The following is an 11,861-nucleotide window of genomic DNA, read 5'->3' on the forward strand; positions in this document are numbered from 1 at the left end:
TCCGGAGTAGACCATGTGCGCCTGCGGGGGTCAATTGATGTCTGCGGTGCGGTCGGAGCGTTCGGAGGCGCGGGCCGCGCCGCCGCGCACCGCCTCCGCGGCCGCGAGGAGTTCCGCGGGCCGTACCCCGCCGAACGACTCCACGAGGTGACCGTCCGGTCTGACCAGCAGCACGGTGTGCGCGGACGCCCCCGGATAGCTTTCGGCCACCAGCAGTTCACCCTTCACCGGCAGGGCGTCCACCGCCTCGACCAGCCGGGGCATCACCCCTGCCCGCACCCAGTGCCGCCGGTCCCACACCCCGGTACCGGGGGCCACCAGGACCAGCAGCAGCCTCCCCTGCCCCAGCCGTTCCCGGAGCCGTACGCGCGTGCCGTCCGGCGCGGTCACCCGTACATCGGCGACCGGCGCACCGGGGGGCGTACCAACGGGGACGTGCGCCTCGGCGCGTGGGGGCGCAAGGGGGGACAGGGAGTAGGAAGGGGGCGCACCGAGGGGGCCACATCCCAGATGTCCGTCGGTGAGCAGCGAATCGTGCCCCCGTGCGCTCCCCGGGACCAGGGTCCGCAGCCCTCCGCCGCCCCGCAGTATCGGCAGCGACTGGTCGGCGGCGCGCAGCCGCGAGGCGACCGCGGCCCGGCGCTCGGCCTGGTAGCTGTCGAGGAGTACGTCGGACGCGCCGTGATGCCAGGCCAGCGCCAGTTTCCAGGCCAGGTTCTCGGCGTCCCGCAGCCCCTCGTCCAGCCCCTGGGTGCCGAGCGCGCCCAGCAGATGGGCGGCGTCCCCGGCCAGGAAGGCCCGCTTCACCCGCCACCGCCGGGCGAGCCGGTGGTGCAGTGTGTAGACGCCGGTGTCCAGCAGCTCGTACGGGGGCGTCTCGCCGCACCAGCCCGCCAGGGTGTCCCGGACCCGGGAGACCAGGACATCGGGAGTCACGAGCTCGCCACGCGGCGGCAGCAGCCAGTCCAGCCGCCAGACGTCGTCCGGCAGCGGCCGTGCGGTCACCTCGGCGCCACCCGTGCGCCACGGCGGAAGCCGGTGCAGCACGGCCTCGCCCGGCCAGGGCAGCTCCGTGCGCAGTGCGGCGACGGCATGCCGCTCCACCGCCGTACGCCCGGGGAACCTGATGTCCAGGAGCTTGCGCACGGTGGACCGCGCCCCGTCGCAGCCGACCAGGTAACTCCCGCGCCACCAGGTCGAACCGGGCTCCCTGGTGTGCACGGTGACCCCGGCCGGGTCCTGCTCCAGCGTGTCGATCCGGCTGAGCCGTGCCGTCTGGACGAGGTCCTGCGCTGCCACCGCGTCCCGCAGCCCGCGCATCAGCGCGTGCTGCGGCACATGGACGGGAGCGGCCGGCGGATCCCCCAGCGGGGAGCCTTCGCCGAGGGGCAGTTCGCGTACCAGCTGCTTGCGCCGCATGGACCGCCAGCCGGACCAGCGAAGGCCCTCGTCCTGGAGCGTCTTGCAGCCGAGCCGCTCCACCAGCGCTGCGGTGTCCTCGCGGAGCACGACCGTGCGGGCCGGGCGCGTCTCGTCCTTGCCGGGGTCCTCGTCGAGGAGTACGGAGGGCACACCCTGCGCAGCGAGGGCGAGCGACAGCACCAGACCGACCGGCCCGGCACCGACGATGATCACCGGGTCCACGGCGCGGCCCCCGGAACGTGTGCGGTCGGACGCGAGGAGGCGCACGGGCAGAGCGGACGGGCCGGGACGGCCCCGGGGGTCGGGGACGGTGGCGACGGAGATGCGGCGGCATAGGGGGCTCGGTGCGCGATCACAGAACGTATGCAACCTACTGCCGGTGCGTGCGTCAAGTGACACCGGAACGTGGCGAGGGGCGGTGGCGAATGCGCCACCGCCCCTCGCGGACGTCTGTCGACGAGCCGTCAGGTGGCGCGTCCGTCATCAATGTTGAGCGACGGCGCACCGATCGTCTCCAGGTCGCCCCCGGGGCCGGTGCCCACGACAGCGCCCGTGCTCTTCTTCGCGCGCCGGAGCCGCCGCTCCAGCCAGCTCGCGAACGAGGTGAGGGCGAAGTTCAGCGCCATGTAGAGCACGGCGATGATCGTGAAGCACGCGATGGTGTTCGCGCCGTAGTTCGCGGCCATCGGCCGGACCGAGGCCAGCAGCTCCGGGAAGCTGAGCACCGCGCCACCGAGGGCGGTGTCCTTCACGATCACCACGATCTGGCTGACGATCGCGGGCAGCATGGCGGTCACCGCCTGCGGCAGCAGCACGAAGACCATGGTCTGGCCCTTGCGCATGCCGATCGCCTTGGCCGCGTCCGTCTGCCCCGACGGGAGCGTCAGGATGCCGGCCCGCACGATCTCGGCGAGCACCGAGGCGTTGTAGAGCACCAGCCCCGTGATCACGGCGTACAGCAGGCGGGTGTCCGGGGCGAGGTCGGTGTACTCGAAGTACGCCTGGTTCGCGATGAGCATCAGGATCAGCACCGGAATGGCGCGGAAGAACTCCACGACCACGCCCGACGGCGCCCGCATCCACCGGTGGTCCGAGAGCCGGCCTATCCCGAACAGTGCGCCCAGCGGCAGAGCGATGATCAGCGCGAAGAACGCCGCCTTGAGCGTGTTCTGGAGTCCGGGCCAGATGTACGTATCCCACGGCTGGGAGCTGGTGAGAAAGGGCTTCCACTTGATCCAGTCGAGCTGGTGCTTGGAGGCGAGACCGTCGTACACCCACCACACCACGGCTGCCGCGCCCAGCACGAACAGGACGGTGTAGAGGACGTTCCGACGCTTGGCGCGCGGCCCCTGTGCGTCGTAGAGGACCGAGGTCATCGCTTCACCGCTACCTTCTTGCTCACCCAGCCGAGGATGAGGCCGGTCGGGAGGGTCAGAACGATGAAGCCGAATGCGAAGACAGCCGAGATCAGAAGGAGCTGCGCTTCGTTCTCGATCATCTTCTTCATCAGGTAGGAGGCCTCCGCCACCCCGATCGCGGAAGCGACGGTGGTGTTCTTCGTCAGCGCGATCAGCACGTTGGAGAGCGGATTGACGACCGAGCGGAAGGCCTGCGGGAGGATGATCAGCCGCAGAACCTGGGTGAAGCTCAGGCCGAGGGCGCGTGCGGCCTCGGCCTGACCGACCGGCACCGTGTTGATGCCGGACCGCAGGGCCTCGCACACGAAGGCGGCGGTGTAGGAGCTCAGAGCGAGTACCGCGAGCCGGAAGTTGATCCCCGTGAATCCGTCGGCGCCGAGCTTGACGCCGAGCGTGGAGAACAGGCCGAGCGACGCGAAGAGAATGATCACGGTCAACGGAATGTTCCGGACCACGTTCACATAGCCGGTCGCGAAACCGCGCATCAGGGGGACCGGGCTGACCTTCATGCCGGCCAGCAGCGTTCCCCATATGAGGGAGCCGAGGGCGGAGTAGACGGTGAGCTGCACCGTCACCCAGAAGGCCCCCAGCAGGTCGTAACCATCAAGAAAGTCGAACACGATCTCCCGCGCTTCCGCGTGTAGGAGGGCACGGCGCGCCGCCCTCAGTGGCGGCGCGCCCGGTCAGCCCTGCTTCACTTGACGACGTTGCCGATCTTCGGGGCGGGCTCGTTCTTGTAGTTCGCCGGGCCGAAGTTGGCCTTCACGGCCTTCTCCCACGAACCGTCCGAGACCATCTTGGTGAGCGCGTCGTTGATCTTCTTCTTGAGGTCGGCGTCGCCCTTCTTCAGGCCGATGCCGTAGTTCTCGTTGGTCATCTTGAAACCGGCCAGCTTGAACTTGCCCTTGTTGGCGTCCTGCGAGGCGTAGCCGGCCAGGATGCTGTCATCGGTGGTCAGGGCGTCAACGGCCTCGTTCTCCAGGCCGGTCAGGCACTCCGAATAGCCGCCGTACTCCTGGAGGTCCGCCTTCGGGGCCAGCTTGTCGTGGACGTTCTGTGCCGAGGTCGAGCCGGTGACCGAGCAGAGCTTCTTGTTGTTCAGGTCCTCGGGCGCCTTGATGGAGTTGTCGTCCGCGCGGACCAGGATGTCCTGGTGGGCGAGGAGGTACGGACCCGCGAAGTCGACCTTCTGCAGCCGCTCGTCGTTGATCGAGTAGGAGGCGGCGATGAACTTTACGTCACCACGCTCGATCGACGTCTCGCGGTCGGCGCTCTTGGTCTCCTTGAAGTTGATGTCCTTGGCGTCGTAGCCCAGTTCCTTGGCGACGTACGTGGCGACATCGACGTCGAAGCCGGTGAACTTGCCGTCCGGAGTCTTCAGCCCGATACCCGGCTGGTCGATCTTGATGCCGATCGAGATCTTCTTGCCGCCGCTCGAACCGGACGCGTCGTCCTTCTTGTCGTCGGAGCCACAGGCGGTGGCGGTCAGGGCGAGGGCGAGCACGGCGGCCGAGGCGGCGGTGACCTTACGAAGCTGCATGGTGAAATTCCCTAGAGTTGACGCGATGTGAGTGATCAGCCGGTCCGGAAACCGGCGCCGAAGGCTCCATCAGTGGTGAAGGATCTTCGACAGGAAGTCCTTGGCCCGGTCACTGCGCGGGTTGCTGAAGAACTGGTCGGGCACGGCCTCTTCGACGATCTTCCCGTCCGCCATGAAAACAACCCGGTTCGCCGCAGAACGGGCAAAACCCATCTCATGGGTGACGACGACCATGGTCATGCCGTCACGGGCGAGCTGCTGCATGACCTCCAGCACCTCGTTGATCATCTCCGGGTCGAGCGCGGAGGTCGGCTCGTCGAAAAGCATGACCTTGGGGTCCATCGCCAACGCCCGTGCGATCGCCACACGTTGCTGCTGGCCGCCGGAGAGCTGGGACGGGTACTTGTCGGCCTGGGTCGCCACGCCCACCCGGTCGAGCAGCGAACGCGCCTTGTCCTCGGCCGCCTTCTTCTCCGTCTTGCGGACCTTGAGCTGGCCCAGCATCACGTTTTCCAGCACCGTCTTGTGGGCGAAGAGATTGAACGACTGGAAGACCATGCCGACATCGGCACGCAGCCGCGCCAGCTCCTTGCCCTCCTGGGGCAGGGGCTTCCCGTCGATCGAGATCGCGCCCGAGTCGATCGTCTCCAAGCGGTTGATCGTGCGGCACAGCGTGGACTTCCCGGACCCCGAGGGCCCGATGACGACCACGACCTCGCCACGGGCGATCGTCAGGTCGATGTCCTGGAGCACATGCAGCGCGCCGAAGTGCTTGTTGACGTTGCTCAGCACGACCAGGTCGCCGCCGGCCGCGGGTGCAGCGTCCTCGGCGCCCTTCGTCACTGAAACTCCGCTCATCGGCTTTTTGCTCCGTCCTCCTCGGTTGGGAAGGACCTTAGTGACGCAGTGCGACCAGCGTCATTACATCTGAGCGGAAATTGAGCATAACGATCCGGCCGCAACCGGACACTCCGTGTGAACGGGACGCCTCTCGGGCCGTCCGGGCGTACCGGGTGCATAACGGAAACATGGATGCAATGGGTGAGCACTTGACTGGCCCACCGGTCATCGGAGTGGATGCCCTGGTACACCCTGACGTGAAACGCCTCGATACGGGGAAGTGACCAGGGACGTACGCGACCGCACCGACACCGCAACTGACCAATACTGCAACTGACCGGAGAGGGAGGCCATGAGACTGCTGCTCGTCGAGGACGACAACCACGTCGCCGCCGCCCTGTCCGCGATCCTCGGCCGGCACGGCTTCAAAGTGGTGCACGCCCGCAGTGGCGAGGAGGCCCTGCAGGCTCTCCTCCCCACGGATACGGAACCCTTCGGCGTCGTACTCCTCGATCTGGGGCTGCCCGACCAGGACGGCTACGAGGTGTGCGGGAAGATCCGCAAGCGGAGTGCCGTACCGGTGATCATGGTGACCGCACGGGCCGATGTCCGCTCGCGGATCCACGGACTGAACCTCGGCGCGGACGACTACGTGACCAAGCCGTACGACACCGGCGAGCTCCTCGCCCGTATCCACGCAGTCAGCCGGCGCAAGCCGGCCGGCGAGGAGACCGGGCCCACGCCCGTCGCGGCGCTGCGCCTGGGCCATGTGCACATCGAGCTGCCCACCCGGCGGGTCAGCGTCGACGGGAGCGAAGTCCAGCTCACCCGCAAGGAGTTCGATCTCCTCGCACTCCTCGCACAGCGGCCCGGTGTGGTGTTCCGCCGGGAGCAGATCATCAGCGAGGTCTGGCGCACGAGCTGGGAGGGGACCGGGCGCACGCTTGAGGTGCACGTCGCCTCCCTGCGTGCCAAGCTGCGCCTGCCCGCGCTGATCGAGACGGTGCGCGGGGTCGGCTACCGCCTCGTCGCCCCGTCCGCGTAGAGGCGTACGTCTCCGGTGCGCACCAGGCTGCTTCCGCTGCTCATCGTCCTCATGGCGAGTGTCCTGCTGGCGCTCGGCTTCCCGCTGGCCGTCAGTGTGGCCGCGGCGCAGCAGCAGGGTGTCGTGATCGACCGGATCGACGACACGGCACGCTTCGCCGCACTCGCCCAGTTCATCACCGAACGCACCCACGGCTACGACGAACGGCGGCGCACCCTCCAGGCCGAACTGGACACCTACGACTCCGTGTACGGCATCCGGGCGGGTGTCTTCTACCGCGACGACTCCGCGATGGCGAAGGCCCCCGCGACCTGGCGGCTGCCGGTCGAGGGCGAGGGCCGGGAGGCGTTCAACGAGGCACTGCTCGGCCGTCGCAGCCACGATCCGCCGCAGGTCTGGCCCTGGCAGCAGGGCAGGGTGGTCGTCGCCTCGCCCGTCGTACGGGACGGGGACGTGATCGCCGTCGTCGTCCTCGACTCACCCACCGCGCAGATGCGTTCCGGCACACTCCGCGGCTGGCTGTTGATCGCGGCTGGCGAGGTGGTCGCGATGCTGGTGGCCGTAGGCGCGGCGATCCGGCTCACCGGCTGGGTTTTGCTGCCGGTGCGGACCCTGGACGTGGCTGCCCATGACATCGCCAGCGGCCGGATGCGGTCCCGGGTGGTGGCATCCGGGGGTCCTCCGGAGCTCCGGCGGCTGGCCCGTTCGTTCAACGAGATGGCCGACAACGTCGAGGACGTGCTGGAGCAGCAGCGCGCGTTCGTCGCCGACGCCTCGCACCAGTTGCGCAATCCGCTGGCCGCGCTGATGCTGCGGATCGAACTGCTCGCCCTCGAACTCCCGGAGGGCAACGAGGAGATCGCCTCCGTGCGCACGGAGGGAAAGCGCCTCGGCCAGGTCCTCGACGACCTGCTCGACCTGGCGCTGGCCGAGCATGCCGCAGCCGATCTCCAGCTCACGGACATCGGCGCCCTCACCGCCGAACGTGTCTCGTCCTGGCGGCCGATGGCCGAGGAGAAGGGGGTACGTCTCAGAGCGGACGGCGCCCCCGCCGTCACCGCCTGGACGGACCCCATCGCCCTGTCCAGCGCACTCGACGCCATCATCGACAACGCGCTCAAGTTCACCCCCGCCGACGAGGAGGTCCGGGTCACGGTCGCCTCCGGCAGCGAGTGCGTCACGGTCGTCGTCGCGGACCGCGGACCGGGTCTCACCGAGCAGGAGCTGGAGCGCGTCGGAGACCGCTTCTGGCGCAGCTCCCAGCACCAGAACGTGCGGGGGTCCGGTCTGGGCCTCTCCATCTCGCAGGCGCTCCTGGCCGCGAGCCGCGGCTCCCTCGCCTACGAGCGGCACGAACCGCACGGGCTGCGGGTGACGGTGTCGGTGCCGCGCACCGGGCCGCACGAAAGCCCCTGGGAGAGCGGCCGGGCCGTCAGGGCTTGACCGAGCGGTAGTAGCGCTTGGCCCCTTCGTGCAGCGGCAGGGGATCCGTGTAGATCGCGGTCCGCAGATCCACCAGCTGCGCGGCGTGCACCTCGCGCCCGATGCGGTCCCGGCTGTCGATCACGGTCCGGGTGAACGCCTCGGTCATCGCCGCGTCCGTACGGTCGGTGGTCACCAGCACATTGGCGACGGCCACGGTGGGCACGGCCTGGCCCTGCTGCGCGTTGCGGTAGGCGTCGGCGGGCATCACGGCCGAGCGGTAGTAGCGGGTGGAGCCGCCCGCCGCCTGGAGCTCCTTGATCAGCGGGTCCTCCAACGGAACCAGCCGGATCGGGAACCGGTCCGAGAGATCCGTCACCGCGGTGGTCGGCAGCCCGCCGGACCAGAAGAACGCGTCGAGCCTGCCGCCCTCCAGCAGCTCCGGCATCGTGTCGATTCCCGCCGGTACCGCCGTCACGTCGTTGACCGGGTCCAGTCCGGCTGCCGTCATCAGCCGGTCGGCGACCAGTCGCACCCCCGACCCCGGCTGTCCGACCGCGACCTTCTTGCCGCGCAGGTCAGCGACCTTGCGGATCTCCGAGCTCCGCTCCACGACCAGCTGGATGTAGTCGTCGTACAGCCGCACACAGCCACGCAGCCGATCGGCGCCCGGCTTCCCGTCCCGCAGATAGGTGGCTACGGCATCGGTGGTGGCGATGGTGAAATCGGCCTTGCCCGTCGCCACCCGGGCGATGTTCTGCTGAGATCCCTCGCTGGTCTGCAGCTGTATCGACACATCGGGCAGGTCCTTGGCGAGTGCGCCCTTCAGCCGTTCGCCGTAGCGCTCGTAGACGCCGCTGCGGACACCGGTACTGAACGACAGGGTTCCGCTCGGTGCCGATTCCCCGAGCGGAAGCAGCCACCACAGCAGCAGCCCGAGCACGACGACGAGGGCGGCGCCCGCCCGAAGGGAGCGACGCCGGCCGATTCGGGTCATTGCCGCCGGGAACATGGCGGCGATCCTGCCAGGTGGTTCCCGGCGATGGCCAGGGGCATCGACGGATCTCCCGGTTCTCCCGGTGGCCGGGAGAACCCTCCGGGAGCCGCCCGCGACGGGAGGTGTCCGGGCAGCGCCTACCCTTGTCGCATGAGCAGCGGCAACCGGAGCGAAGCAGTGGACGTCAGAAAAAGCTACGAGGTGCGTACCTACGGGTGCCAGATGAACGTCCACGACTCCGAGCGGCTGTCGGGGCTGCTTGAGGACGCCGGCTACGTACGGGCGCCCGAGGGCTCCGACGGGGATGCCGACGTCGTCGTCTTCAACACCTGTGCGGTGCGGGAGAACGCCGACAACAAGCTCTACGGCAACCTGGGCCGGCTCGCCCCGATGAAGACGAAGCGCCCCGGGATGCAGATCGCGGTCGGCGGCTGTCTCGCGCAGAAGGACCGCGACACCATCGTCCAGCGGGCTCCCTGGGTCGATGTCGTCTTCGGTACGCACAACATCGGCAAGCTGCCCGTGCTGCTGGAGCGCGCACGTGTCCAGGAGGAGGCGCAGATCGAGATCGCCGAATCCCTGGAGGCGTTCCCCTCGACGCTCCCCACCCGCCGCGAGTCCGCGTACGCGGCCTGGGTCTCCATCTCCGTCGGCTGCAACAACACCTGCACCTTCTGCATCGTCCCGGCGCTGCGCGGCAAGGAGAAGGACCGCCGGACCGGCGACATCCTGGCCGAGATCGAGGCACTGGTCGCCGAAGGCGTCTCCGAGATCACCCTGCTCGGCCAGAACGTGAACGCGTACGGCTCCGACATCGGCGACCGCGAGGCCTTCTCCAAGCTGCTGCGCGCCTGCGGGCGGATCGAGGGCCTGGAGCGGGTCCGCTTCACCTCGCCGCACCCGCGCGACTTCACGGACGACGTGATCGCCGCGATGGCCGAGACCCCCAACGTGATGCCGCAGCTGCACATGCCGATGCAGTCCGGGTCGGACACGATCCTCAAGGCGATGCGGCGCTCCTACCGGCAGGAACGCTTCCTCGGCATCATCGAGAAGGTGCGCGCCGCGATGCCCGACGCGGCGATTTCCACCGACATCATCGTCGGCTTCCCCGGTGAGACCGAGGAGGACTTCGAGCAGACCATGCACGCGGTCCGGGAGGCGCGCTTCGCCAACGCCTTCACCTTCCAGTACTCCAAGCGCCCCGGAACCCCGGCCGCCGACATGGAGGGACAGATCCCCAAGGAGGTCGTCCAGGAGCGGTACATGCGCCTGTCCGTCCTCCAGGAGGAGATCTCCTGGTCGGAGAACAAGAAGCAGGTCGGCCGCACCCTGGACGTCATGGTCGCTGAGGGCGAGGGCCGCAAGGACGGCGCGACCCACCGGCTGTCCGGCCGCGCCCCCGACAACCGCCTGGTCCACTTCACCAAGCCGGACCAGGACGTACGGCCCGGCGACGTGGTGACCGTCGAGATCAGCTACGCCGCCCCGCACCACCTGCTCGCCGAGGGCGTACCCGTCGGCGTGCGCCGGACCCGCTCGGGGGACGCCTGGGAGAAGCGCAACGCCACCGCGGCCGCCAAGCCCGCCGGCGTGATGCTGGGCCTGCCCGGGATCGGCGCTCCGGCACCGCTGCCCGCCGCCTCGGCCCCGGGCTGCGGCTGCGACTGACGACCCCGTCGGGAGCGATGCGGACGCCGGTGCGCCGAGGGGAGCGCGGCTGGGACTGACGACCGCGCCGGGAGCGATGCGGACGCCGGCGCGCCGAGGGGAGCGCGGCTGGGACTGACGACCGCGCCGGGAGCGACGCGGACGCCGACGCCCCGAGGGGAGCGCGACGTGCGGCCAGTACGCTGCCCACCATGCTTGTCGCCGCCGCTGTCTGTCCCTGTCCGCCTCTGCTGGTTCCCGACGTCGCCGCTGGTGCCGCGCCCGAGCTCGACGCCGCGAGGACCGCGTGCACCGACGCCCTGGGCGTACTGGCCGCCTCCCGGCCCGATCTGCTGATCGTGATCGGTCCGGCGGACCTCGCGGGCCGCGGCCCGCATCCCGAGGGCGCCACCGGCACCTTCGAGGAGTTCGGCGTCGATCTCGGAGTGCGGCTCGGACGGGACCTGGGCACGGTCGCCGACCAGCCGCTCCCGGCGTCGCTCGCGGTCGGCGCCTGGCTGCTGGCCCGTACCGGGTGGGCGGACGCCCCGGTCGAGGCGCTGGGCGTGGGGGAGGCGTTGGAGTCCGGCCGCTGCACGGACACCGGGCGTGCGCTGGCCGCCAGGGCGGACCGGGTGGCGCTGCTGGTGATGGGCGACGGCAGCGCCTGCCGCACCCTCAAGGCCCCGGGCTACCTGGACGAGCGCGCCACGGAGTTCGACGCGGCTGCCTCGCGCGCGCTGGGCGCGGCGGACACCGGCGCGCTGATCGCGCTCGACGCGGCGCTGGGTCACGAACTGAAGGCCGCGGGCCGCGCACCCTGGCAGGTGCTCGCCGGGGCGGCGCAGGGCGCCGGTCTGGACGGCCAGCTGCTGTACGACGACGCGCCGTACGGGGTGGGCTACCTGGTCGCCGCCTGGTCTTGAGCGCCCTGGCCGACGCAGGAACCCCGGCCGGACGCCGTATGGACACCCTGACGGCCGCGGAGCGATGCCGCTCCGCGGCCGTCAGTGTGTCCTGCCGGTCCTGCCGGTCCTGCCGTCAGGAGGCGGGCACGAGGGCGCTCCGTCCTCAGGAGGCGGGCGGCGTCGTGCCCCCGTCCTTGTGGGACAGGCGCTCCACCGCGTCCTTGGCCTTCTGGGTGCCGGAAACGATCTTGTCGCTGTACTTGCCTTTGGTCTTCTCGTCCACGGTCCGCGCGGCCTTGTCGAGCCCTTGGTCGATCTTGCCCCCGTGCTGCTGCGCGAGGTCGCTGACCTTGTCCTTCGCCGGGCTCAGCTTCGCCTTCACATTGTCCATGAAGCCCATCGGACACCTTCTCTGCTGGGGGACTGCGGGCGGGTGCTCTCTCCGGCCGGATACCCGTCGTGCTGTCACGTACTCACCCGGCCGCGGCATCGGCGGTCGTGGAGGACGAACGACGGCACCATGAGAAAACGCCCATATTTACTAGTCAGTTTACTTGACAGGGTGTGCGAACGCGCCATAGTCCCGGCCGTCACGTCGTCCGTTCGGGAACGGGCCCCC

Annotated in this window: 11 protein-coding genes; 4 read left to right on the forward strand and 7 right to left on the reverse strand. The window is 69.6% G+C overall.

Going from position 1 to position 11,861, the window contains the following annotated elements; genetic code table 11:
• Positions 1-30: 30 nt before the first annotated feature.
• The 5 genes from FHX80_RS23055 to FHX80_RS23075 form a co-directional block, all read right to left on the reverse strand.
• On the reverse strand, positions 31-1,644 hold the full coding sequence (locus FHX80_RS23055) for an FAD-dependent monooxygenase (RefSeq protein WP_145767447.1): 1,614 nt from the start codon (positions 1,642-1,644) through the stop codon (positions 31-33).
• Between the two features lie 242 nt (positions 1,645-1,886).
• Complete coding sequence (locus tag FHX80_RS23060; protein WP_145765936.1) at positions 1,887-2,798, reverse strand: amino acid ABC transporter permease; 912 nt, start codon at positions 2,796-2,798, stop codon at positions 1,887-1,889.
• Positions 2,795-3,460 (reverse strand): amino acid ABC transporter permease, encoded by a 666-nt coding sequence (locus tag FHX80_RS23065; RefSeq protein ID WP_145765937.1) that lies wholly within the window; start codon positions 3,458-3,460, stop codon positions 2,795-2,797. Before FHX80_RS23065 ends, FHX80_RS23060 begins: the two co-directional genes overlap by 4 nt.
• Before the next feature lie 74 nt (positions 3,461-3,534).
• Positions 3,535-4,380 carry a glutamate ABC transporter substrate-binding protein gene (locus tag FHX80_RS23070; protein ID WP_145765938.1) on the reverse strand — a complete coding sequence of 282 codons (846 nt, stop codon included), beginning with the start codon at positions 4,378-4,380 and terminating at the stop codon, positions 3,535-3,537.
• Positions 4,381-4,449: 69 nt separating this feature from the next.
• Entirely contained in the window at positions 4,450-5,238 is a 789-nt protein-coding gene (locus FHX80_RS23075; protein ID WP_145765939.1) for an amino acid ABC transporter ATP-binding protein, read from the reverse strand.
• Between the two features lie 334 nt (positions 5,239-5,572).
• On the opposite strand from FHX80_RS23075, the gene FHX80_RS23080 reads away from it, so the two are divergent.
• Both FHX80_RS23080 and FHX80_RS23085 read left to right on the forward strand, forming a co-directional pair.
• Entirely contained in the window at positions 5,573-6,265 is a 693-nt protein-coding gene (locus FHX80_RS23080) for a response regulator transcription factor (RefSeq protein WP_145765940.1), read from the forward strand.
• A gap of 15 nt (positions 6,266-6,280) precedes the next feature.
• Positions 6,281-7,708, forward strand: a complete 1,428-nt coding sequence (locus FHX80_RS23085; RefSeq protein WP_145765941.1) for a sensor histidine kinase — start codon at positions 6,281-6,283, stop codon at positions 7,706-7,708.
• Here the strand turns inward: FHX80_RS23085 and FHX80_RS23090 are convergent.
• Positions 7,698-8,699 carry a TAXI family TRAP transporter solute-binding subunit gene (locus FHX80_RS23090; RefSeq protein WP_145765943.1) on the reverse strand — a complete coding sequence of 334 codons (1,002 nt, stop codon included), beginning with the start codon at positions 8,697-8,699 and terminating at the stop codon, positions 7,698-7,700. The genes FHX80_RS23085 and FHX80_RS23090 overlap by 11 nt on opposite strands.
• Before the next feature lie 135 nt (positions 8,700-8,834).
• On the opposite strand from FHX80_RS23090, the gene miaB reads away from it, so the two are divergent.
• Both miaB and FHX80_RS23100 read left to right on the forward strand, forming a co-directional pair.
• Positions 8,835-10,355, forward strand: a complete 1,521-nt coding sequence (gene miaB, locus FHX80_RS23095) for a tRNA (N6-isopentenyl adenosine(37)-C2)-methylthiotransferase MiaB (RefSeq protein ID WP_145765946.1) — start codon at positions 8,835-8,837, stop codon at positions 10,353-10,355.
• 191 nt (positions 10,356-10,546) lie between these two features.
• Positions 10,547-11,260, forward strand: coding sequence for a class III extradiol dioxygenase subunit B-like domain-containing protein (locus FHX80_RS23100; RefSeq protein ID WP_145765947.1), 714 nt, complete (start codon positions 10,547-10,549; stop codon positions 11,258-11,260).
• Between the two features lie 145 nt (positions 11,261-11,405).
• On the opposite strand, the gene FHX80_RS23105 is transcribed toward FHX80_RS23100, so the two are convergent.
• Positions 11,406-11,642 (reverse strand): antitoxin, encoded by a 237-nt coding sequence (locus tag FHX80_RS23105; protein WP_145765949.1) that lies wholly within the window; start codon positions 11,640-11,642, stop codon positions 11,406-11,408.
• Between the last annotated feature and the right edge of the window lie 219 nt (positions 11,643-11,861).

Origin of the sequence: Streptomyces brevispora, from assembly GCF_007829885.1 — a bacterium.
GTDB lineage: Bacteria > Actinomycetota > Actinomycetes > Streptomycetales > Streptomycetaceae > Streptomyces > Streptomyces brevispora.

Bases quoted from the DNA above. Each gene is read 5' to 3' on its own strand.
- FHX80_RS23080 (WP_145765940.1), top strand. From the start codon at position 5,573: ATGAGACTGCTGCTCGTCGAGGACGACAACCACGTCGCCGCCGCCCTG.
- FHX80_RS23090 (WP_145765943.1), bottom strand. From the start codon at position 8,699: ATGTTCCCGGCGGCAATGACCCGAATCGGCCGGCGTCGCTCCCTTCGG.
- FHX80_RS23075 (WP_145765939.1), bottom strand. From the start codon at position 5,238: ATGAGCGGAGTTTCAGTGACGAAGGGCGCCGAGGACGCTGCACCCGCG.
- miaB (WP_145765946.1), top strand. From the start codon at position 8,835: ATGAGCAGCGGCAACCGGAGCGAAGCAGTGGACGTCAGAAAAAGCTAC.
- FHX80_RS23060 (WP_145765936.1), bottom strand. From the start codon at position 2,798: ATGACCTCGGTCCTCTACGACGCACAGGGGCCGCGCGCCAAGCGTCGG.
- FHX80_RS23105 (WP_145765949.1), bottom strand. From the start codon at position 11,642: ATGGGCTTCATGGACAATGTGAAGGCGAAGCTGAGCCCGGCGAAGGAC.
- FHX80_RS23070 (WP_145765938.1), bottom strand. From the start codon at position 4,380: ATGCAGCTTCGTAAGGTCACCGCCGCCTCGGCCGCCGTGCTCGCCCTC.
- FHX80_RS23100 (WP_145765947.1), top strand. From the start codon at position 10,547: ATGCTTGTCGCCGCCGCTGTCTGTCCCTGTCCGCCTCTGCTGGTTCCC.